The sequence below is a fragment of the Tabrizicola piscis genome, from assembly GCF_003940805.1.
Taxonomy (GTDB): domain Bacteria; phylum Pseudomonadota; class Alphaproteobacteria; order Rhodobacterales; family Rhodobacteraceae; genus Tabrizicola; species Tabrizicola piscis.
The window spans coordinates 2,718,672-2,740,109 of record NZ_CP034328.1 but is presented as its reverse complement, the minus strand read 5'-3'; the positions used below and the strand labels follow the sequence as shown (position 1 = coordinate 2,740,109).

The window sequence follows — 21,438 nt, the reverse complement described above, 5'->3', positions numbered from 1 at the left end:
GGAAGGATCTGCCCAGATGCTCGACTTTCTGACCCAGCTGCTGTCCGACAGCTGGAGCGCCGGACTAGGCACGCTGGAATCCCTGCTGCCCACGGCGGCCTTCTTCCTGTCGCTGGGAATGCTGGTGAAACGCTCAGCCCTATTTGCCGACATGCGCCGCGCCGCAGTCGAGTCTGGGCTCAACGTGCAGATACTGCTGTTCAATCTGGTCTTTATCGGCCCGATGATCGTGCTTTACTCGCAGGCCTTGGACTGGGCATTCATCACCAACGGCATCAGCCTGATCGACCGCGACTTCTGGAACGGCATGCCGATGCTGCCGGTCGTCCTCCTCGGGGTCTTTGTTGGCGATTTTGTCGGCTACTGGCGCCACAGGCTGGAACACACCCGCTTTCTTTGGCCGGGCCACGCCGTCCACCATTCCGACACCGAGATGACCTGGCTGACCCTGCAACGGTTCCACCCGTTCAACAAGATCACCACGTTTGTTATCGACACGGGTGTCCTGCTAGTGCTGGGCCTGCCGATCGAGGCGATCGTCGCCAACAATCTGGTCCGCCATTACTATGGCTATCTGATCCACGCCGACTTGCCCTGGACCTATGGCCCGCTGGGGCGCGTGTTCGTGTCGCCCGCCATGCACCGCTGGCACCATGCAGCAGACCGGGCTGCCTTCGACACCAACTATGCGACGGTGTTTTCGATCTTTGACCAGGCCTTTGGCACGTTCCGTGTGCCGGGCCCCTGCAACGTACCGCTGGGTGTTACCGACCAGATGGCGCCGACACTGGTCGGCCAGCTTGGCTATGCCTTCACCCCGAGCGCCTATCGTCGGCGCGGGGCCAAGCCAGCACCGCCCGCCCCAGCAAGAATTCACGAAATTCCGGGCGAATAGCGGCTTGCGCCCCCCCACTGCAACGGGGGCGGCCCAAACTCAATGCACGCTCACCGGCGTGAAGTCATGTTCCCGCGCCAGGTGAAACGCGAGCTTCCGGTCCGCGACCAGCGCCAGCTGGCGGCCATCCGCGCCATGCACTGACCAGATCACATCCAGCCCGTCCATCTGCGCGCGCACATCGTCCGGCAAATCCTCGACCGCGACTTCGCGGACATAGACGATCCGGTCAGCGCCCTGCGGCAATCCGTTGAAAGGTGTGTTCATGTGTTGCCCCCATCCTTCAGGCTGGCATCTTTCCGACCGATCCTGATCGTCTGCACCACGGTATCCGGCACCTGACGGCGCAGGTCGATATGCAGCAAACCATGCTCCATCGTCGCCCCGGCCACTTCGACCCCGTCGGCCATCACGAAACTGCGCTGGAACGCCCGCGCGGCGATGCCCCGGTGCAGGAACACCCGCTCGCCCAGATCATCGGCCTGACGGCCGCGCACGACCAGCTGCCGCTCTTCCACCGTGATGGCAAGATCGTCCTCACGGAACCCGGCAACCGCCAGGGTGATCCGATAGGCGTTTTCCGCCACGGCTTCGATGTTGAAGGGCGGGTAGCCTTCGGCCCCCGATTTCGCGGTGCGTTCAACCAGCCGTTCCAGCTGTTCGAACCCCAGAAGGTAGGGGTGGGCCCCAAAACTCAGTTTCGTCATCGGACATGTCCTTGGCTTAAGCGACAGTTCGGCATGCGGCCCCACGTCCGGGCACCGCTGGGTTGAATATGGGGCGCGGGTTCGCGCCCCGCAAGGCCCGCTTCCGGTAAGAAAGACACACAACCTGCCGCAGAAACCTTCACCCCACGGCCACGGTTTCCTATATCCTGTCCGGAACGTCGGACCCAAAACCTCAGGAATCGAGTCGGCTGCCATGAACGCCCCCTCCGAACTCAGTTTCGAAGAAATGCTCCGCATCAAGCTTGAGGTGCTGCGGCGTGAGCATCGCGATCTTGACCAGGCCATTCACGCGCTGGAAGAAACCGGTCGCCCAGACCAGTTGACCCTGCGCCGCCTGAAGAAGCAGAAACTGTTTCTGAAGGACCAGATGGTCAAGATCGAGGATCAGCTGATCCCCGACATCATCGCCTGACGCTTGCCCCTGACCGCATCCCAAGGTAAGCGCGCCCCAACAGGTACGGAGGCGCGCATGACCGTTCACGTCGGTATCATCATGGGGTCGCAAAGCGACTGGCCCACCATGAAGGACGCGGCCCTGATTCTGGATGATCTGGGCATTCCGTACGAGACGAAGATCGTCAGCGCGCACCGGACCCCGGATCGCCTGTGGGACTATGGCAAGACCGCCGTAACGCGCGGGCTTAAGGTCATCATCGCGGGGGCCGGGGGTGCGGCCCACTTGCCCGGCATGATGGCATCAAAGACACGCCTGCCCGTCATCGGGGTACCCGTCCAGACCCGCGCCTTGGCCGGGGTTGATTCGCTCTACTCCATCCTGCAGATGCCGAAGGGCTACCCGGTTGCCACCATGGCAATTGGCGGGGCCGCGAATGCCGGCCTGATGGCCGCAGCGATCCTCGCCATCTCCGACCCTGCCCTTGCCCAGCGGCTTGACGCGTGGCGCGACGCCCTTTCCGCCTCTATTCCTGATGAGCCCTCTGATGCTTGAACCCGGCGCGACCATCGGCATCCTTGGTGGCGGCCAGCTTGGCCGGATGCTGTCAGTCGCCGCCAGCCGCCTTGGCTATCGCTGCCATATCTATGAACCCGCCTCGGCTCCGGCGGGCGATGTCGCCTACCGCGTCACCACCGCCCCCTATGAGGATGAAGCCGCGCTCCGCGCGTTTGCCGCCAGTGTCGACGTCATCACCTATGAATTCGAGAATGTCCCCACCTCGGCGCTGGACCTGCTGGAAAGCCTGCGGCCGATCCGCCCCAACCGCCGCGCGCTGGCGATCAGTCAGGACCGGATCACCGAAAAGACTTTTCTGAACGACCTTGGCCTTGCCACGGCCCCTTGGGCCGCCGTCGAATCCGAGTCCGCCCTTGCCGCAGCCGTTGCCAGCCTTGGCCTGCCCGCCATCCTGAAAACCACGCGTCTGGGCTACGACGGCAAAGGTCAGGCCAAGCTGACCAGCCCCGATGACATTCCCACCGCATGGGCCGCGATGAACGGCGCGCCCTGCGTGCTGGAAGGCTTCATTGCTTTCGACCGTGAAGTGTCAGTCATCGCCGCCCGCGGCCTTGATGGCAGCGTGTCGGCCTATGACCCGGGCGAGAACGTGCATGAGGGTGGCATCCTGCGCACCACCACCATCCCGGCGCGCCTGTCGCCCAGCCAACGCTCCGACGCGGTGCTGCTGGCGGCGCGCATCCTGAACGCGCTCGACTATGTTGGTGTGATGGGGGTAGAGCTTTTCGTGACCGCCAAGGGCCTTTTGGTCAACGAAATCGCGCCGCGCGTCCACAACTCGGGCCACTGGACGCAGGCCGGATGTGCGGTGGACCAGTTTGAACAACACATCCGCGCCGTTGCGGGCCTGCCGCTGGGCGATGGTGGCCGCTACGCCGACGTTGTGATGGAAAACCTGATCGGCGACGATGTGCTAAAGGTGCCGGACTTGCTCAAGGCCCGCGACACTCAGGTCCATCTCTACGGCAAGGGCGCCCCCCGCCCCGGGCGCAAGATGGGCCATGTGAACCGGGTGGTTTCCGGACAGAACCGTTAACAGGTCCTGGACGGCCCCTCGCAAGCCATTGTAATCATTGTAATGCCGCCCTGTCCCTGCCCGGGACACTAGGCCCGCTGGAACCGCCCCTCACGCAGAAAATGCAGGGTCTGCCGGATCACGGTCGGGTTGACCATCATCCAGGTGTGGCTGACTGGCAGTGTCAGATGGTCCGCCATCCCCTCCAGCCGGGTGCTCGCTACCGTCACCTTCCCATCATCCGGCCCCGGCAAAAGGTGGGACAGAAGCGGGTTGATCGACCGCGTGCCCGCAATGATTCCGACCGGATAATCCGGCGGCGGCAGCCGGTTGGGCCAGCTTTCCGGCCCGGTCCCCAGCGAAAGCCCTGCCGGGCCGTTGACCAGCTGAAACGCCTTGAGGTCGCCGAACCGGTCCACCAGTTCCGACCCATGGTTTGGCGGGGCCAGCATCACAACCCGCCCCAGCCCCTGCGGATGCCCGCGCGCCAGCCAGTCCCGGACAAGGATCCCCCCCATGGAATGGGTGACCAGATGCGCCGTTCCCTGATGCGGTCCGGCAAAGGCCTTGGCGACCTGATCCACCAAGACCTCGGGCTCAGACCGGGTTGACGGATAGGCAGCATGGCTGACCGCATAGCCCGCCGCCCGCAGCGCCACCCCCATCGCAGCCAGCGACCGGGCCGACCGGGCCAGCCCGTGGACCAGGATCACCCGCTCGGCGGGGGGAGAGCCAGAAGGCCGGTCGGGCGGTGCCAGAAATGGAAAGCGCGGAAATGCCATGTGCGGACCATGATCCCACTGCAACGGATTTGAAAGGCCATGGACTCCTGACCCAGCGTCACGCGATGCGGCAGGTTCCCCGGCAAGGCTGGACAAGCGCCGTCGTCCTGCGCAAGCCTTGTGCCATGATGGCCCGTTTCAAACCCCGACTTGCCGTTCGCGCGCTGATTCTGGATCAGGATCGGCTGCTTCTGGTGAACGCCTATCCCGGCGCGCGGCTGGGTCTGTGGTGCGCGCCCGGCGGCGGGTGTGAGGCCGGCCAGTCGCTGCCCGAAAACCTTGCCCGAGAGGTGCATGAGGAAACCGGCCTGACCATCACGGTCGGAGCCCCGGTTCTGGTGAACGAATTCCACGACCCCGATAGCGGCTTTCATGAGGTGGACCTGTTCTTTCGCTGCACCCTGCTTGCCGGCACTTTGGCCACCGACTGGGTGGACCCCGAAGGCGTGGTGACCGAGCGCCGCTTCTTTTCCCGCGCTGAGCTTGCCAGCGGCACCATCCGCTTCAAGCCCGACAGCCTGCCCGCCGCTGCTTGGGGCGATGCGGGGGCGGTCTATGACCCGCTGGAAGTGATCCTGAAATGAGCCGCGCTTTCGTGAATGAGGGTGCCGGGAATGACCGGCCAGACCTTCCCGACCTGCCGCTGTCCCCCGGGCCGAACTTGGCGCCGCCCGTCGGGCATACTTGACCTTGAGATCGTGACAATTGCCCATGCTGATCCGCACGCTTGACCCCTCCGAAGCCCCACTTCTCGCCGCCTTCTACCGCGATGCGCCCGACTACTGGCTTTTGGCTGAGGGCACCGTCGACCCTGACCGTCAGGCGGCTGAGTTCTTCACCGATGGCCCGCCCGGCTGTGACCCGGGCCAAAGCCACCATCTTGGCCTTTTCCTTGATGGCCGGCTGTCTGGCGTGGCCGAGGTGTCCTACGGCTTTCCCGAACCGCAGGATGCCTATCTTGGCTTGATGCTGATCGGCCCTTGGGCGCAGGGCGCGGGCCACGGCCGCGCCTGTCTTGCCCATGCGGAAACCCTTGCCCGCACCCGTGGCGCGGCCCGACTTTATCTTGCTGTGCTGGAGGCCAATCGGCGCGGCCGGGCCTTCTGGCAGCGTGAGGGGTTTCGTCCGACAGGCCTTAGCCGGAAAGACCCGGACACCGGCCATATCCTTCACCGTCTGGTCAAGGACCTGTAGGGCAGGCTGGCCAAGGCCACGCCGCCCAGCACCAGCCCCGAGGCCAGCCAGAACCGCAGGCCAGGCACCTCGGCCAGCAGGGCGGCCCCGCCCAAAGCGGCAAGGACCGGCACCGAAAGCTGCGCCACCGCAGCCCGCGCCGCCCCAAGGCGCGGCAATACGGCATACCAAAGCGCATAGCCAAGGCCCGAGGTCACGGCACCCGACACCACCGCCAGCCAGACCCCGGTCGCATCCGGGCGCGCAAAGCCCGCGACAAGCCCCAGTGGCAGCACGATGGGCACCGCCAGCAGAAAGTTCCACGCCGTTGCTGCCAATGGATCGGTCGCCCCCCGCCCGGCCAGCGAATAGATGCCCCAGCCCACCCCGGCCAAGGCCATCATCGCAAACGGGCCAAGGGCCAGACCCGCCCCGCCCGGCGCGGCGATCAGCGCCAGGCCGCCAAGGGCAACCCCCGCCCCGACCCAGCGACGCAGGGGAACAGCCTCACGCGACCACAAGGCCCCCGCGAACATGGTGACCTGCACCATGCCGAACAGGACCAGCGCCCCTGTTCCGGCATCAAGACCGCGATAGGCCAGCGAAAAGCCCAGAAGATAGGCCGACAGCCCCAGAACCCCGGCCAACCGGCCTTGCCGCCCCGGCCAGGCCAGCCCCTGCCGGTGCCACAGGACCAACGTGGCCAGCACCACTGCCCCGGCCAGAAGCCGCAGACTGGCAAATTCCACCGCGCCGATGTGGCCCGGCCCGACTGCCCAACGGTTCAGCACCGAATTCCCGGCAAAGGCCAGCATGGTCAGGGCAACAAGAAGGAACAGGCGCATGGCCGTCACCATGGCGGGTGATGCCCTTGGGGCACAAGCCCGGATGCCAAAAGAAAAAGGGCGCCCGATGGGGGCGCCCTTCCTGTCGTTCTGGCCGTCAGGCCGGAATGATTACATCATTCCGTCCATGCCGCCCATTCCGCCCATGCCGCCGCCAGCCGAGGCGCCTTTCGGCTCCGGACGGTCAGCGATCATGGCTTCGGTGGTGATGAGCAGCGACGCGACCGAGGCCGCATCTTCCAGCGCGGTACGGGTCACCTTGGCCGGGTCGATCACGCCGAACTTGAACATGTCGCCATATTCTTCGGTCTGCGCGTTGAACCCGAAGGTCACGTCGTTGGATTCGCGGATCTTGCCTGCGACGACAGCGCCATCGACGCCAGCGTTTTCAGCGATCTGGCGCAGCGGGGCTTCCAGCGCGCGGCGCACGATGGCGATCCCTGCGTTCTGGTCGCTGTTGGCACCAGTCATGCCTTCCAGCACCTTGCCAGCCTGGATCAGGGCAACACCGCCACCGACGACGATACCTTCCTGAACGGCCGCACGGGTTGCGTTCAGGGCGTCGTCAACGCGGTCCTTACGCTCTTTCACTTCGACTTCGGTCATGCCGCCGACCTTGATCACCGCAACACCGCCAGCCAGCTTGGCCACACGTTCCTGCAGTTTCTCACGGTCGTAGTCCGAGGTGGTTTCCTCGATCTGCGCGCGGATCTGGCCGACACGGGCTTCGATCTCGGCCTTGTTGCCATGGCCGTCGATGACGGTGGTGTCATCTTTCTTGATGATGACCTTCTTGGCGCTGCCCAGCATGTCGAGCGTGACATTTTCCAACTTCATGCCGAGGTCATCGGAGATCACCTGACCACCGGTCAGAATGGCGATGTCCTGCAGCATGGCCTTGCGACGGTCGCCGAAGCCCGGAGCCTTGACGGCAGCGATCTTGAGGCCGCCACGCAGCTTGTTCACGACGAGCGTAGCAAGGGCTTCGCCTTCGACGTCTTCAGCGACGATGATCAGCGGGCGCTGCGACTGGATCACGGCTTCCAGCAGCGGAACCATCGGCTGCAGCGACGAAAGTTTCTTTTCGTGCAGCAGGATGTAGGCATCGTCCAGCTCGGCAATCATCTTGTCGGCGTTGGTGACGAAGTAGGGCGACAGGTAGCCACGGTCGAACTGCATGCCTTCGACGACGGTGGTTTCCGTCTCAAGGCCCTTGTTCTCTTCGACGGTGATGACACCCTCGTTGCCGACTTTCTGCATCGCGTCGGCGATCTGGCGACCGATTTCCGCTTCGCCGTTGGCCGAGATGGTGCCGACCTGGGCAACTTCGGCGCTGTCCTTGACAGGGCGCGAGGCGGCCTTGATGGCAGCGACAACCTTGGTGACCGCGAGGTCGATGCCGCGCTTGAGGTCCATCGGGTTCATGCCGGCGGCAACGGCTTTCAGGCCGTCCTTGATGATGGCTTGCGCCAGCACGGTCGCGGTGGTGGTGCCGTCACCGGCCTCATCATTGGTGCGGGAAGCGACTTCCTTCACCATCTGCGCGCCCATGTTTTCGAACTTGTCGGCCAGTTCGATTTCCTTGGCGACCGTCACACCGTCCTTGGTGATGCGGGGCGAGCCGAAGGATTTGTCGATCACCACGTTGCGGCCTTTCGGGCCGAGCGTGACTTTGACAGCGTCAGCCAGAATGTTCACGCCGCGCAGCATGCGGTCGCGGGCGTCGGTGTCGAATTTGACGTCTTTAGCAGCCATTTTGATAGCTCCTTGAATGGGTTGCGTTCGGAAAGCGTAGGGTGGGTGTCAACCCACCTCCCCTCAGGCGATGATGCCGAGGATGTCGCTTTCTTTCATGATCAGCAGCTCTTCGCCGTTCAGCGTCACTTCGGTGCCCGACCATTTGCCGAACAGGATCCGATCGCCAGCCTTGACGGACGGAGCGATCAGTTCGCCCGAATCCTTGCGTGCGCCCTCGCCCACGGCGACGATCTCGCCCTCGGCGGGCTTTTCCTTGGCGGTATCGGGGATGATAAGCCCGCCCTTGGTCTTTTCGTCAGAGGCGATACGCTTGACCAGAACGCGGTCATGCAGCGGTTTGAAAGCCATCTGGGGTACTCCCTTGAGTTTCCAGGTTTGATCTTGATTAGCACTCAGCTAGCCCGAGTGCCAACAGCCGTTCAGGTAGGTGATGGCTCGCCTGCTGTCAACACCCCCGACGGCCCTGCGCTTCCATTTCGCATTGCCTTTTCCGGGATGACTGCCACGATGCCCCCAACCCGTCCCAACCAGCGCGAGCCAGATGCCCAGCCTTCGCCTTTCCCTGATCAGTCTTGCCACCGCCCTTGGCCTGCTGTCCGCCCCCGTGGCCGCCGAATGCGCGGGTCGCAACCTGTTTGCCGACATGCCCGCCGAGCGGCTGGCCGAGATCACCGCTGCCGCCAATGCCGTGCCCTATCCCACGGGCAACTACTGGCGTGCGACGCGGGGCGATGACGTCATCACCCTGATCGGGACCTATCATTTCGATGATCCTCGGCATTTGCCGACGCTTGAAACGATCACACCCGAAATCGCCGCCGCCACGACGGTTCTGGTCGAAGCCGGGCCGGACGAACAGACGCAGCTTCTGGACCTGATTGCCCGTGACCCGTCCAAGGTCATGATCGTGGACGGACCCACCCTGATCGAACAGCTGCCAGCGGACCTTTGGGCGGGATTGTCCAAAGCCTTGGCGCTGCGTGGCGTGCCGGGTTTCATGGCCGCCAAGATCCAGCCCTGGTATGCCGTCGTGATGCTGGCCGTCCCGCCCTGCGCCATGGAGCAGATGGCAGACCCAAAGGGCCTTGACGGCATGGTGATCGACGCGGCCAAGGCCGCAGGCGTGCCGGTTCGCGGGCTGGAGCCCTTCGACACCGTCTTCACCATCTTCGATTCGATGACCCGGGATGAACTTGTCGCAATGCTCCAGTCGACCCTTGCGATTGAGGATCGGGCGGAAGATTACTCGGCAACCCTGGCGGACAGTTATTTCGCCGGGGAAAGCCGGATGATCTGGGAATTCCTGCGCTTTGTGACCTATGACATGCCCAACTACACCCGTGAACAGGTTGACGCGGAATATGCGCGGATGGAGGACCTGCTGATGAACACCCGCAACCGCACATGGATACCGGTCCTGACCGAAGCCGCCGCCAAGGGCCCGGTCTTCGCCGCTTTCGGCGCCTTGCATCTTTCGGGTGAAGCGGGTGTGCTGAACCTGCTGCAGCAGGAAGGCTTCACTTTGGAACCGCTGCCGCTGTGATCCTGCCCGGTCGCCTTGCCCGCCTGACCATATTGGACCTCGGCCTGTTCGACGTGCGCGGGGGTGAGCGGATCATCGGTATCCCGGCCTATCTCTTGGAAACCGACCGGGGTGCTCGCATCCTGATCGACACGGGATTTCCGCCCGCCTATGCCACTGACCCCGGCATTGCCGACCGTGATGGCCTGCCGGTCTTTGGCCGCCTGCTGAACTATGGCCCCCATCAGACCGCCGTCGGGGCGCTTGGCCTGCTTGGCCTTGCGCCGAAGGACATTGACCTTGTGATCCTGTCCCATGGCCATATCGACCATGTCGGATCGCTGCCGCTGTTTGCCCATGCGCCGATCCTGCTGACAGCAATCGAACGCACGGACCCCAAGCCGCGCTATTTCGGCAGCGCGCGCCCGATCGACTGGCCCAAGGCGACCTATCACCTGATCGACACCGACACCGTAGTATGTGACGGGCTGACCCTGATCCCCACGCCCGGCCATACCCTTGGCCACCTGTCGGCGGTCCTTGATCTGCCCGAGACCGGCCGCGTGGTTCTGGCCATCGACGCGATCAACCGCGCCTCGGAACCCGCTGAGCATTTCGCCGATGCGCAGGACCCAAAGGCCGCGCAGGCCTCCGCCAGCCGGTTGCTGGCGCTTGGCGGGCCTGATGCCCTGATGATCTACGGCCACGAACCATCACAATGGCCGATGCTGCGCAAGGCCCCTGCATTTTACGACTGACGCACGCCAAATGCGCCATCCTTGTGGGGAGGGGGATAAGGGTGGGGGCACCCGGCGGGACACCCCCTACCCCCGGCTTTCATCGCCCTAGCGTTGGCCCGACTTTCCGGGAATCATCCCGCGCTTTGGCACCAGCTTTGGCCCCTTCGGCATGGTCTGAGCCTTCAGCGCCAAGGGATCAAACCCCCGCGCTTTCGGCAATGGTTTCAGCCCCGCCATGGCGGGTTTTCCAGTCTTTGTTTTCGGCATGATCTGCCCCTGAGTTCAGATATGGATGTCAGCCGGGATCACACCCGGCCACGAACGGCCCTAGGCCTTCGCTTTCGTCACCATTTTCAGGGCACTCCTTCAGCATGGGGTGTCATTCCGCCGATCCGGCGGCACGGCCTGCCCCCAATCGGGGGGCGTCAGACGGTCTTGTCCATCGCGTCGCACTCCTCTGCCAAGGCGTTATTCATGCCACAAACGCGCCCGCGTGACAATCCGCCCGCCCTCGCCTATACCGCGCGCAAATCCATGCCAAAGGTATTCCCATGACAACGCTCGTCTTCGGCCACAAATCCCCCGACACCGATTCCACCGGCTCGCCCATCATCTGGGCCTGGTATCTGACCGAATCCGGCACCCCGGCGAAGCCCGTGCTGCTGGGCGAACCGAACACCGAAGCCGCCTTCGTGCTGCGCCACTGGGACCTGACGAAGCCCGAGATCATTGCCGATGTCACCGCCGATGATCAGGTGATGATCGTCGACACGAACAACCCGGCCGAACTGCCGCCCTCGATCAACGACGCGCAGGTTCAGGGGATCATCGACCATCACCTGCTGGTGGGCGGGATCAAGACGAAGACCCCCATCGACATCACCATCCGCCCGCTGGCCTGCACCGCCACCATCATGCACGACCTGATGGGCGATGCGCTGGCCAAGGCCCCGCGTGGGGTCAAGGGTGCGATGCTGTCCTGCATCATCTCCGACACGCTGGAATTCCGCAGCCCCACCACCACCCCGCATGACCGCGCTGTGGCTGAAAAGCTGGCTGCTGACCTGCGGGTGTCGATCCCAGACCTCGCCGCCCAGATGTTCGAAGCGAAGTCCGACGTCTCGGCCTTTTCTGACGCGGCGCTGCTGCGGATGGATTCCAAGGAATACAATGTCGCCGGCAAGGAACTTCGCGTCTCGGTGCTGGAGACCACGGCACCCAAGGTCGTGCTGGACCGCAAGGCCAGCCTGATGGCCTCGATGGTGGACGTGGCCAAGGAAGACGGTGCCGATCAGGTGCTGCTGTTCGTTGTCGACATCATCCGCGAAGAAGCAACGCTTCTGGTTCCGAACGATCTGGTCAAGCAGATGGCCGAGGCGTCCTTTGGCGTCACGGTCACGGGTGACACCGTGGTTCTGCCCGGCGTGATGAGCCGCAAGAAACAGATCATCCCGGCGCTGAAGCTTTAACTTCACGACGGTGCGCAGATGTCCGTCTCTGCCTGCGCAGAGACGGGGGATAGACCACAGACAGCCGGGTTGACGGCGAAAGGGCCAATCGAATGACCGAAATCGTCCGCTCCCTTGCTGATCTGGCAGGCCGCTATGACGCCGTGTTCTGTGACCTCTGGGGCTGTCTGCACAATGGCCAGACGGCCTTTCCCGCTGCCGTTGCCGCTTTGCAGGCGTTTCGGGCGGCCGGGGGCAAGGTTGTGCTTCTGACCAACGCGCCGCGGCCACAGGCCAGTGTCATCCGGCAGTTGGACGGTCTCTCTGTCCCGCGCGATGCCTGGGATATCGTCGTCACCTCGGGCGATGCGGCACAGATGGGCATGCTGATCGGTGCGGTCGGGCGCCGCGTCCACCACATCGGCGCCCCGAAGGATGAGGCGTTCTTCACCGATTTCGCCGACGATATTGCCGCTTTCGCCAAGTCGCAGCCCCCGATTGAACGCGTTGCCCTGAAAGACGCCGAAGGCATCGTCTGCACCGGCCTGAGCGACGATGTGACGGAAACGCCCGAGGATTATCGCGCCACGCTTCTTCTGGGAAAGACGCTTGGCCTGCCTATGCTGTGCGCCAATCCGGACATCGTGGTCGATCTGGGCGACATGCGGCTGTACTGCGCTGGGGCCTTGGCACAGGCCTATGAGCAGATGGGCGGCACCGCGCTGTACTTCGGCAAGCCGCATCCGCCGATCTATGACCTTGCACGCCGCCGTCTGGGCGAGGTGCTGGGCATGGCTGATCCGCAAATCCTGTGCATTGGCGACGGCATCGCCACAGACGTGCAGGGCGGAATTTCCGAAGGCCTCGACACGCTGTTCATCACCGGGGGTCTTGCGGCGGAAGAATTCGGCCCGGATGTCGAGAACCCTGACCCGGCGCGTCTGACCGACTGGCTTTCCGGGCAGCAGATGTCGCCCCGCTTTGCGATGGGGCGGCTGCGCTAAGGTTGGCGCGGTAACTTTCGTGCACCGTCATACTTCTCTTTGAACTTTTATTGCGCGAACGATTGCGCTGCGCTGCGGCATCTGCTAGCGTTCCGAAACCCAATTGAGGGATTCGGTAACCATGCTGGACAACATGCCCCGCGGCACGATCTGCATTGAAGACATTGAAATCGGCATGTCCCGGCATCTTGTGAAAACCGTTACCGACAGGGATATCGAACTTTTCGCCGAAGTCTCGACCGACCGGAACCCCGTCCACCTGGATGAGGATTACGCCCAGGACACCATCTTTGCCGGCCGTATCGCCCATGGCATGCTGACTGCGGGCCTGATTTCGGCTGTCATCGGGGAACAGCTTCCCGGGCATGGCACCGTCTACCTTGGCCAATCCTTGCGCTTCATGGCGCCCGTCCGTCCCGGTGATACCGTCCGCGCCGAAGTGACAGTAACAGCGATAGACCACAGCAAACGCCGGGTTACCCTTGAAACCAACTGCGCAGTCGGTAAAACCGTGGTTCTGAAGGGTGAAGCGCTGGTTCTGGCGCCCAGCCGCAAGTTCGACTGACGGATTCGACTGACGGGGCCGGCGCCCCAAAAGGGCGGGATGCAGCAGCATTATCAATGGCATGGGCTTGACCCGTCAAGTCGCGGTGCATCCGTTGCCATGGGCAACTTCGATGGAATCCACCGGGGCCATCAGGCTGTCATCGACCTTGCCCGTGGTCCTGCCCCGCTGGGAATCGTCACATTCGAGCCGCACCCACGGCAATACTTCGCTCCTGACGCCCCGCCCTTCCGCCTGATGAACGCCGAAGCGCGGGCCAACCGGCTTGCCCGGCTTGGGGTCGATCATCTGTTCCAGCTGCCCTTCGACGCCGCCCTTGCCGCCCTGACGCCCGAGGAGTTTGTGCAGCAGGTTCTGGCCGACGGCCTTGGCGTGTCGCATGTCGTGGTCGGCGCGGATTTCTGCTTTGGCAAGGGTCGTCGCGGCACCGCGGCTGACCTTATAAGCCTTTGCGATGCAAGGGATATCCGCACCACCATCTCGCCTCTTATCACCCATGATCTGGCCGAGATTTCTTCGACCAACATCCGCCGCGCCCTTGCCGAAGGCCGCCCCCGCGACGCCGCTGCCATGCTGGGCCACTGGCACCGGATTGAGGGTGAGGTGATCCACGGCGAAAAGCGCGGGCGCGAGTTGGGCTATCCTACCGCCAATATGTCGATGGACGGGCTGCACCTGCCGCGCTTTGGCGTCTATGCCGTGCTGGTCGACATCCTGACCGGCCCGCAGAAGGGCACCCACCACGGCGCGGCCAGTCTTGGCGTGCGGCCGATGTTCGGAGAAAATCGGCCGAACCTTGAAACCTTCCTCTTCGACTTCAAGGGCGATCTTTACGGCCAGCACCTTTCCGTAGCACTTGTCGAATTCCTGCGGCCCGAGCTGAAGTTTGACGGCCTTCCCGCCCTGATTACCCAGATGGATGCCGACTGCACCACCGCCCGCGACATCCTTTCCCGCCTGTAGCCCCTTCCCTTTTCCGTCGCGCCACAGCACCTTGGCGCAATGGAAAAGCTCCGCCCCCGGTTCTGGGAAACCGTCCCCCTCGACAAGATGACCCGCCCGGAATGGGAGGCGCTGTGTGACGGCTGCGGCAAGTGCTGCCTGAACAAGCTGGAGTATGAGGATACGGGTGAGGTCGCCTATACCCGCATCGCCTGCCGCCTCTTGGATGGCGACACCTGCCAATGCATGGACTACCCCAACCGCAAGATGCATGTGCCGGAATGTGTAGTCCTGACGCCCAAGACCCTGCCGAAAATTGCTTATTGGATGCCGTCGACCTGCGCCTACAAGCTGCTGTTTCAAAAGAGGAAGCTGCCTGAGTGGCACCCTTTGCTGACGGGCGATCCCGACAGCACCGCCAAGGCAGGGGAATCGGTGCGGGGGATCACGATCCCTGAAACCTCGGTCGATGAAGATGACTGGGAAAACTATCTGATCGAGGACACACCCTGATGCGCTTTGCCTCTGACAACACCTCGGGTGCGGCACCTGAGGTCATGGCGGCCCTTGTGCGCGCGAATGACGGGTATGACCGGTCCTATGGGGCCGATGCGATCATGGAGCGTGTGACAGTCCTTGTCCGCGAGACTTTCGAGGCGCCCGAGGCGGTGGTGCATCTGGTCGCCACGGGCACGGCCGCCAACGCCCTTGCGATTGCCACCCATTGCCCACCCTGGGGCGCTGTGTTCTGCCACAGCCATGCCCATGTCGCCGAAGACGAATGCAACGCGCCCGAGTTCTATTCCGGGGCCAAGCTCGTGCTCGTCCCCGGCGACCACGGCAAGATGACGCCGGAAACGCTCGGCGCGGCGCTGGCCCGTACGGGGGAAAGTGGCGTGCATGGCGTACAGCGCGGGATGCTGACGCTGACCAACGTCACCGAGGCGGGGACAGTCCATACCCCCGCCGAAATCGCCGCTTTGACTGCGCTGGCCAAAGCGCACAAGCTGCCCTGCCACCTTGATGGCGCGCGCTTTGCCAATGCGCTGGTTGCCACCGGGGCGACACCGGCCGAGATGACCTGGAAAGCAGGGGTCGATGTGCTGTCGCTGGGTGGCACCAAGAACGGCTGCCTTGGGGTAGAGGCCGTGGTCCTGTTCGACCCCGCCAAGGCGTGGGAGCTGGAACTGCGGCGCAAGCGCGGCGGGCATCTTTTCTCCAAGAACCGGTTCCTCTCCGCCCAGATGGAGGCTTATCTGTCCGACAATCTCTGGCTGCGGCTGGCGGCGCAGGCCAATGCCATGGGCCAGCGGCTGGCCAAGGGGCTGGCGGCAAAGCCGGGGGTCGCGCAGGCGCATCCGGTGCAGGCCAACATGCAGTTTCCCAACTGGCCGGAAGGCAGCCATGCCCGGCTGGAGGCCGCGGGTGCTGCCTACTACCGCTTCCCCGCCGCCCCGGGGCGTGAGGCGGCGCGGCTTGTCACCAGTTGGTCCACGACCGAGGCGGATGTTGACGCCTTCCTCGCCGCCTTCTGACGTGGCAATGCTGCGCGTGCAGCGGAATTTTCCGGGCCGGGCCGAAGCATCGGTTTTCATCGCCAAGCCCCGGTGATAAGCGAAGGCAGCGTCACGAATCCGTCACCCGGAGTGCCCATGCCCGCTGTCACCGAACCGAAGCTGATCGCCGGAAACGCCAACCTTTCCCTGGCCAAGGCGATCGCCCGCAGAATGTCGATGCACCGGGGGATGAGCGTCAGTCTGGTCGAAGCCCGGGTCGAACGGTTCAACGATCAGGAAATCTTCGTCGAAGTGTTCGAGAATGTCCGCGGTGAGGACATGTACATCATCCAGTCCACCTCGAACCCCGCGAACGACAACCTGATGGAGCTTTTGATCATGACCGACGCCCTGCGTCGGTCTTCTGCTTCCAGGATCACCGCCGTCATCCCGTATTTCGGCTATGCCCGCCAGGACCGCCGCGCCAAGGCCCGCACGCCGATCACCGCCAAGCTGGTCGCCAACATGATCGCCGAAGCCGGGGTGGACCGGGTGCTGACACTTGACCTGCATGCCGCGCAGATTCAGGGTTTCTTCGACATTCCGGTGGACAACCTGTACGCCAGCCCGGTCTTTGCGCTGGACATCGAACACCAGTTCCGAGGCCAGATGAACGACCTTATGGTCGTCTCGCCCGACGTGGGCGGCGTGGCGCGCGCGCGGGAATTGGCCAAAAGGATCAACGCCCCGCTGGCCATCGTCGACAAGCGCCGCGAAAAGGCCGGCGAGATTGCCGGGATGACCGTGATCGGCGACGTGCGCGGCCACAAGTGCATCATCGTGGATGACATCTGCGACACGGCTGGAACGCTCTGCAAAGCGGCTGAGACGCTGATGGAGGCGGGTGCGACCGAGGTGCACAGCTACATCACCCATGGCGTCCTGTCCGGCCCGGCGGTTGAGCGGGTGCAGAATTCGGTCATGAAATCGCTGGTCATCACCGACAGCATCGAGGCGACCGAAAAGGTCAAGGCCGCGGGCAATATCCGCATTGTCCCCACCGCGCCGATGTTTGCGCAGGCGATCCTGAATATCTGGGGCGGGATGTCGGTGTCCTCGTTGTTCGAGACGGACACCCTCGTCCCGATCTATGAGGGGCTGTATCAGCGCAGCTGAATGGCTGGCTTCCCGCAATCGCGCAGTTTAGGCCTATTTTCAGCCACAATGGCGCTGCATCCAATGCGTTGTTCACTATCGTGACCGTTAGCGCGGGGGATGGCGTTTTGATGCGAGCTGGCAGCAAAAGGGTTCTACGGCAACACAGTCTGCTTGCAGGCCTGGTGGTTGCCTACGGTTTGATCGCCACGTGGCTTGCCCAACGCTACGCGCTGTCGATCGAGCACGAGAAGGTAACCGTGCTTGTGATGCACTTTCTGACCAAGGTGCCACAGATCATCTTCTTCGTGCTGTTGTGGCGCCTTCTTCACCACACCTATGTCGTGCGCTCGGAAGATCGCATGGCTGCCTTGAAGAATGACGTTCGCAGTTTCCTTTCGGACCGTGACCGCCTGTTTGGGGGGGCGATCGCAACCCTGTTGATGGCCTTGGTTCTGATCTTCTTCGCGCAGATCAAATCACTCATCCCAACGCTCATGCCGTTTTCCTGGGATGAGTACTTCATGGAACTCGATCGTCTGCTTCATTTCAACACAGATCCCTACAGCCTCCTCCATACGGTGCTGGGCGGCCACTATTCCCTGTCGTTCTTTACCGGCATGTACAATGTCTGGCTTCTGGTGGTCTATTTTGCGCTGTTCGCCAGCTGTTTCCTGCGGCCTGACTCTGCCATTCGCATGCAGTTTCTGATCTCGTTCCTGCTGGTCTGGGCCCTTGGCGGCAACCTGCTGGCAATCGTCTTCTCTTCAGCCGGCCCCCCCTACTATGCCTTGCTTGGCTTGGGGGACACCTTTGAACCGTTGATGGACCTGTTGCGTGCGCATGCCGCAACCGGCGCGTTGAGTGTTGTCGACACTCAGATTTTGCTGTGGGATTTCTACACGGCGCCAAACAGCATCAACGCGATCTCGGCCTTCCCAAGTATGCATGTCGCATCATCGACGCTTATCGCGATCTTCGCGTTTCGGCTGTCTCGCTTCGCAGGCTATGTCATGACGGCCTTTGCCGTGGTGATCATGATCGGCTCGGTCTTGCTGGGCTGGCACTATGCCGTTGATGGCTATGTCGGAGCATTTCTTGCAGTCTTGGTCTGGAAAGCTGTCGGCCTGCTGATCCGTCCAACAATGCGTCGCATGGACTCCTCCAGCCACGTTCCGGCGCGGCTTTAGATCACATCCCACGCCTCATCATCCTGGGTCGCTCCGATGGCCATCCAATCCGCGCGGATGCGGGCGATGCGGCTGTCGGACCATGTGCGACAAACGATCTCGAACCCTTCGGCGGTGATGTTCTCGGCCGAAAGATCGATCCGCGAGTTTGCCTTGTTGTCGATGTCCCACATCGACACGCTTACCATCACGGCGGGGGGCGCCAGAAAAGGTTCGCTGAACGTCTCGGTCCGGCGGACTTCACGCGGTCCCGATCCTGTCCACATCGCGCCATCATGGGCGAAGTCTGAAAACAGGATACGGGTCCCCTGCTGCACGCCAAGTGTGCCCGAAAATCTTTTCATGTCTGAACCCTCCCGTCTTGGTGCCAGTTTGCATGAACTTGGCCACGACCCGGAAGAGAAAAAGCAAAGGGCCCCGGCAGTTGCGGGGCCCTTGTTCGTTGCGCGGTGGCAGCAGCTGTCAAAGACCGGTCGCTACCCGCATCGCAGTCAGATCGGCAATTGCCTTGTCAGCGGCATCCTTGTCCGCGTTCAGGCCAGCGGCTTGCGTCGCGTCGGCCACCAGCGTGTCCAGCTTGGCGGACGTCAATTCCTCCAGCGGGATGGCCTGTTCTGCCAGCACGGACACGCCAGCCTCGCCGATCTCGGCAAAGCCACCGGTCACGACATAGGACTTCGTCCCCTCGGCCCCGACCACGCGCAGGACGCCGGGCCGAAGCGAGGTGATGGTGGGCATATGCCCGGCCATCGCCGTCATGTCCCCCGCAAGCGCGGGGATCTGCACCTCGGTCGCCACGAAGGACGCAAGCCTGCGTTCCGGGCTGACCAGGTCGAATTGCACGGACGCTGCCATGGTTCCCCCTTAGGCCGCAGCCGCGGCAAGTTTCGCGGCCTTGGCTTTCACTTCCTCGATGTCGCCGACCATGTAGAAGGCGGCTTCGGGCAGGTGGTCATATTCACCCGCAACCACAGCCTTGAACGACTGGATCGTTTTTTCCAGCGGCACCTGCACGCCGGGCGAACCCGTGAACACCTGCGCCACGTCGAAGGGCTGCGAGAGGAAGCGCTGGATTTTCCGGGCGCGGGCCACGGTCAGCTTGTCCTCTTCGCTCAGTTCGTCCATCCCAAGGATGGCGATGATGTCCTGCAGCGACTTGTAGCGCTGCAGCATCCCCTGCACCGAACGAGCCACATCGTAGTGCTCCTGCCCCACGACCAGCGGGTCGAGAATACGGCTGGTGGAGTCCAGCGGGTCAACGGCCGGGTAGATCCCAAGTTCCGAGATGGCGCGCGACAGAACGGTCGTGGCGTCAAGGTGGGCGAAGGACGTGGCAGGCGCGGGGTCGGTAAGGTCATCGGCCGGAACGTAGATGGCCTGGACCGAGGTGATCGAACCGGCTTTGGTCGAGGTGATGCGTTCCTGCAGCGCACCCATGTCGGTCGCCAGCGTCGGCTGGTAGCCCACGGCCGAAGGAATACGGCCAAGCAGAGCCGACACTTCCGAACCGGCTTGGGTGAAGCGGAAGATGTTGTCGACGAAGAACAGCACGTCCGTCCCCGACTGGTCGCGGAACTGTTCCGCAATCGTCAGACCCGACAGCGCCACGCGCAGACGCGCGCCCGGCGGTTCGTTCATCTGGCCATACACCAGCGCCACTTTCGACTTGGTCAGGTCGTCGATGTTGATAACGCCGGATTCGATGAATTCGTGATAAAGGTCGTTCCCCTCACGCGTCCGTTCACCGACGCCCGCGAACACCGAATAGCCGGAGTGCACTTTGGCGATGTTGTTGATCAGTTCCTGAATGAGAACCGTCTTGCCCACGCCCGCACCGCCGAAGAGGCCGATCTTGCCGCCCTTGGAATAGGGGGCCAAGAGGTCGATGACCTTGATCCCGGTTTCCAGGATCAGCGCGTCAGTCGCCTGTTCGGAAAACGCCGGGGCGGGCTGGTGGATCGCACGCTTTTCGGTGTGGGCAATCGGGCCCTTTTCGTCGATCGGGTCGCCGATGACGTTCAGAATGCGGCCCAGGGTGCCGTCACCAACCGGAACCGAGATCGGCGCGCCAAGGTCGCTGACCGGCGCACCGCGGACCAGACCCTCGGTCGCGTCCATGGCGATGCAGCGGACGGTGCTTTCGCCCAGGTGCTGCGCCACTTCTAGAACCAGGCGCTTGCCGTTGTTCGTGGTTTCCAGGGCGTTCAGAATCGCGGGAAGCTCGCCATCGAACTGCACGTCGACGACGGCGCCGATGATCTGGGTCACCTTGCCGGCAGCAGCGGCGGCTTTCGGTGCTTTTGCCATTGTCTCTTACTCCGGTTTCGTCAGAGCGCCTCGGCGCCCGAAATGATTTCGATGAGTTCTTTGGTGATCGCGGCCTGACGGCTCCGGTTGTACACGATCGTAAGCTTGTTGATCATGTCGCCGGCGTTGCGGGTCGCGTTGTCCATGGCGGACATCCGGGCGCCCTGTTCGCTGGCGCCGTTCTCCAGAAGAGCGGTGAATATCTGCGTGGCCACGCCGCGCGGCAGAAGATCGGCCAGGATTGCCTCTTCCGAGGGTTCGTAGTCGTATTGCGCAGAGGTGCTGACGGCTTCAAACTTGGCCGGGATGACCTGCTGCATGGTCGGGATCTGGCTGATGACCGACTGGAAGCGGTTGTAGAAGATCGTCACAACATCGACTTCGCCAGCCTCAAACGCAGCTGTCACCTGCCGTGCCACGCCTTGCGCATTGGCATAGCCAACCCGCTTCACGTCGCTCATGTCGACATGGCCGACAAAGGTCTGCGCCCAGTCACGCTTCAACTGTTCGCGGCCTTTCTTGCCGACAGTCAGGATCTTGACCGTCTTGCCAGCCGCCACCAGTTCGTTGGCCCGCAGACGGGCCAGCTTGACGATGGACGAGTTGAAGCCACCGCAAAGCCCGCGTTCCGACGTCATGACGACCAGAAGATGCACCTGATCCCGGCCGTTCCCGGCCAGAAGCTTGGGCGCACCGTCACCCGTGCCCACGCCCGCAGCCAGCGCGGACATGACGGCGGTCATCCGCTCGGCATAGGGCCGGGCGGCCTCGGCGGCCTCTTGCGCGCGGCGCAGCTTGGCCGCGGCGACCATCTGCATCGCCTTCGTGATCTTCCGCGTATTCTTGACGCTTCCGATCCGGTTCTTAAGGTCCTTTAGGCTTGGCATCTGCCTACTCCTT

The 21,438-nt window shown here is 63.3% G+C and carries 27 protein-coding genes; 16 read left to right on the top strand and 11 right to left on the bottom strand.

The annotated features are described in order from the left end of the window. Positions 1-16: 16 nt before the first annotated feature. Positions 17-895 (top strand): sterol desaturase family protein, encoded by an 879-nt coding sequence (locus EI545_RS13405; protein ID WP_216842445.1) that lies wholly within the window; start codon positions 17-19, stop codon positions 893-895. A gap of 39 nt (positions 896-934) precedes the next feature. Here EI545_RS13405 and EI545_RS13400 read toward each other — a convergent pair whose 3' ends face one another. Together EI545_RS13400 and EI545_RS13395 are read right to left on the bottom strand one after the other, a co-directional pair. Next, on the bottom strand, positions 935-1,162 hold the full coding sequence (locus EI545_RS13400; RefSeq protein WP_125325936.1) for a DUF1150 family protein: 228 nt from the start codon (positions 1,160-1,162) through the stop codon (positions 935-937). After that, complete coding sequence (locus EI545_RS13395; protein ID WP_125325935.1) at positions 1,159-1,602, bottom strand: Hsp20 family protein; 444 nt, start codon at positions 1,600-1,602, stop codon at positions 1,159-1,161. The genes EI545_RS13400 and EI545_RS13395 overlap by 4 nt, the downstream gene beginning before the upstream one ends. A gap of 214 nt (positions 1,603-1,816) precedes the next feature. Between EI545_RS13395 and EI545_RS13390 the strand changes: the two genes are divergently transcribed. The 3 genes from EI545_RS13390 to EI545_RS13380 are packed head-to-tail and all read left to right on the top strand — an operon-like array spanning position 1,817 to position 3,632. Next, positions 1,817-2,035, top strand: coding sequence for a YdcH family protein (locus tag EI545_RS13390; protein WP_125325934.1), 219 nt, complete (start codon positions 1,817-1,819; stop codon positions 2,033-2,035). A 57-nt stretch (positions 2,036-2,092) separates the two neighbouring features. Next, on the top strand, positions 2,093-2,572 hold the full coding sequence (purE, locus tag EI545_RS13385) for a 5-(carboxyamino)imidazole ribonucleotide mutase (RefSeq protein ID WP_125325933.1): 480 nt from the start codon (positions 2,093-2,095) through the stop codon (positions 2,570-2,572). Beyond that, positions 2,553-3,632 carry a 5-(carboxyamino)imidazole ribonucleotide synthase gene (locus EI545_RS13380; RefSeq protein WP_245990021.1) on the top strand — a complete coding sequence of 360 codons (1,080 nt, stop codon included), beginning with the start codon at positions 2,553-2,555 and terminating at the stop codon, positions 3,630-3,632. The genes purE and EI545_RS13380 overlap by 20 nt, the downstream gene beginning before the upstream one ends. A gap of 68 nt (positions 3,633-3,700) precedes the next feature. On the opposite strand, the gene EI545_RS13375 is transcribed toward EI545_RS13380, so the two are convergent. After that, on the bottom strand, positions 3,701-4,393 hold the full coding sequence (locus tag EI545_RS13375) for an esterase/lipase family protein (protein ID WP_245990018.1): 693 nt from the start codon (positions 4,391-4,393) through the stop codon (positions 3,701-3,703). A 128-nt stretch (positions 4,394-4,521) separates the two neighbouring features. Here EI545_RS13375 and EI545_RS13370 point away from each other — a divergent pair, with 128 nt between their 5' ends. Further along, positions 4,522-4,977 (top strand): NUDIX domain-containing protein, encoded by a 456-nt coding sequence (locus EI545_RS13370; RefSeq protein WP_125327492.1) that lies wholly within the window; start codon positions 4,522-4,524, stop codon positions 4,975-4,977. Between the two features lie 127 nt (positions 4,978-5,104). Further along, positions 5,105-5,587: a GNAT family N-acetyltransferase gene (locus tag EI545_RS13365; RefSeq protein WP_125325932.1), complete on the top strand. Its 483-nt coding sequence runs from the start codon at positions 5,105-5,107 to the stop codon at positions 5,585-5,587. On the opposite strand, the gene EI545_RS13360 is transcribed toward EI545_RS13365, so the two are convergent. The 3 genes from EI545_RS13360 to EI545_RS13350 form a co-directional block, all read right to left on the bottom strand. After that, positions 5,563-6,411 carry a DMT family transporter gene (locus EI545_RS13360; RefSeq protein ID WP_125325931.1) on the bottom strand — a complete coding sequence of 283 codons (849 nt, stop codon included), beginning with the start codon at positions 6,409-6,411 and terminating at the stop codon, positions 5,563-5,565. The genes EI545_RS13365 and EI545_RS13360 overlap by 25 nt on opposite strands. 111 nt (positions 6,412-6,522) lie before the next feature. After that, positions 6,523-8,166 (bottom strand): chaperonin GroEL, encoded by a 1,644-nt coding sequence (groL, locus tag EI545_RS13355; protein ID WP_125325930.1) that lies wholly within the window; start codon positions 8,164-8,166, stop codon positions 6,523-6,525. A 63-nt stretch (positions 8,167-8,229) separates the two neighbouring features. Further along, positions 8,230-8,517 (bottom strand): co-chaperone GroES, encoded by a 288-nt coding sequence (locus tag EI545_RS13350; RefSeq protein WP_125325929.1) that lies wholly within the window; start codon positions 8,515-8,517, stop codon positions 8,230-8,232. 193 nt (positions 8,518-8,710) lie between these two features. Between EI545_RS13350 and EI545_RS13345 the strand changes: the two genes are divergently transcribed. Then, positions 8,711-9,712, top strand: coding sequence for a TraB/GumN family protein (locus EI545_RS13345; RefSeq protein WP_125325928.1), 1,002 nt, complete (start codon positions 8,711-8,713; stop codon positions 9,710-9,712). Continuing rightward, positions 9,709-10,449, top strand: coding sequence for an N-acyl homoserine lactonase family protein (locus EI545_RS13340; RefSeq protein WP_125325927.1), 741 nt, complete (start codon positions 9,709-9,711; stop codon positions 10,447-10,449). The genes EI545_RS13345 and EI545_RS13340 overlap by 4 nt, the downstream gene beginning before the upstream one ends. 87 nt (positions 10,450-10,536) lie before the next feature. Here EI545_RS13340 and EI545_RS21380 read toward each other — a convergent pair whose 3' ends face one another. Then, positions 10,537-10,698, bottom strand: a complete 162-nt coding sequence (locus tag EI545_RS21380; protein ID WP_164517297.1) for a hypothetical protein — start codon at positions 10,696-10,698, stop codon at positions 10,537-10,539. A gap of 284 nt (positions 10,699-10,982) precedes the next feature. On the opposite strand from EI545_RS21380, the gene EI545_RS13335 reads away from it, so the two are divergent. The 8 genes from EI545_RS13335 (at position 10,983) to EI545_RS13300 (ending at position 18,231) form a co-directional block, all read left to right on the top strand. Then, positions 10,983-11,900, top strand: coding sequence for a manganese-dependent inorganic pyrophosphatase (locus EI545_RS13335; protein WP_125325926.1), 918 nt, complete (start codon positions 10,983-10,985; stop codon positions 11,898-11,900). Between the two features lie 92 nt (positions 11,901-11,992). Beyond that, positions 11,993-12,883, top strand: a complete 891-nt coding sequence (locus tag EI545_RS13330) for a TIGR01459 family HAD-type hydrolase (RefSeq protein ID WP_125325925.1) — start codon at positions 11,993-11,995, stop codon at positions 12,881-12,883. Between the two features lie 121 nt (positions 12,884-13,004). Further along, on the top strand, positions 13,005-13,448 hold the full coding sequence (locus tag EI545_RS13325) for a MaoC family dehydratase (protein WP_125325924.1): 444 nt from the start codon (positions 13,005-13,007) through the stop codon (positions 13,446-13,448). A gap of 39 nt (positions 13,449-13,487) precedes the next feature. Beyond that, on the top strand, positions 13,488-14,411 hold the full coding sequence (locus EI545_RS13320) for a bifunctional riboflavin kinase/FAD synthetase (protein ID WP_125325923.1): 924 nt from the start codon (positions 13,488-13,490) through the stop codon (positions 14,409-14,411). Between the two features lie 39 nt (positions 14,412-14,450). Next, the gene (locus tag EI545_RS13315; protein ID WP_125325922.1) at positions 14,451-14,903 is read left to right on the top strand and encodes a YcgN family cysteine cluster protein; all 453 of its coding nucleotides are present in this window, start codon (positions 14,451-14,453) and stop codon (positions 14,901-14,903) included. Further along, positions 14,903-15,925: a threonine aldolase family protein gene (locus EI545_RS13310; RefSeq protein ID WP_125325921.1), complete on the top strand. Its 1,023-nt coding sequence runs from the start codon at positions 14,903-14,905 to the stop codon at positions 15,923-15,925. The genes EI545_RS13315 and EI545_RS13310 overlap by 1 nt, the downstream gene beginning before the upstream one ends. 117 nt (positions 15,926-16,042) lie before the next feature. Then, a complete protein-coding gene (locus tag EI545_RS13305) occupies positions 16,043-17,062 on the top strand; it encodes a ribose-phosphate pyrophosphokinase (RefSeq protein WP_125325920.1) in 1,020 nt (339 codons plus the stop codon). 80 nt (positions 17,063-17,142) lie between these two features. Beyond that, on the top strand, positions 17,143-18,231 hold the full coding sequence (locus tag EI545_RS13300) for a phosphatase PAP2 family protein (RefSeq protein ID WP_164517296.1): 1,089 nt from the start codon (positions 17,143-17,145) through the stop codon (positions 18,229-18,231). Here the strand turns inward: EI545_RS13300 and EI545_RS13295 are convergent. From EI545_RS13295 to EI545_RS13280, 4 genes are all read right to left on the bottom strand, one after another. After that, the gene (locus EI545_RS13295) at positions 18,228-18,575 is read right to left on the bottom strand and encodes an H-type lectin domain-containing protein (RefSeq protein ID WP_125325918.1); all 348 of its coding nucleotides are present in this window, start codon (positions 18,573-18,575) and stop codon (positions 18,228-18,230) included. The two genes, EI545_RS13300 and EI545_RS13295, sit on opposite strands and share 4 nt — an antisense overlap. 118 nt (positions 18,576-18,693) lie before the next feature. Then, positions 18,694-19,086 (bottom strand): F0F1 ATP synthase subunit epsilon, encoded by a 393-nt coding sequence (locus tag EI545_RS13290; protein ID WP_125325917.1) that lies wholly within the window; start codon positions 19,084-19,086, stop codon positions 18,694-18,696. A 9-nt stretch (positions 19,087-19,095) separates the two neighbouring features. Beyond that, complete coding sequence (atpD, locus tag EI545_RS13285) at positions 19,096-20,538, bottom strand: F0F1 ATP synthase subunit beta (RefSeq protein ID WP_125325916.1); 1,443 nt, start codon at positions 20,536-20,538, stop codon at positions 19,096-19,098. 20 nt (positions 20,539-20,558) lie between these two features. Next, a complete protein-coding gene (locus tag EI545_RS13280; protein ID WP_125325915.1) occupies positions 20,559-21,425 on the bottom strand; it encodes a F0F1 ATP synthase subunit gamma in 867 nt (288 codons plus the stop codon). Positions 21,426-21,438: the final 13 nt, after the last annotated feature.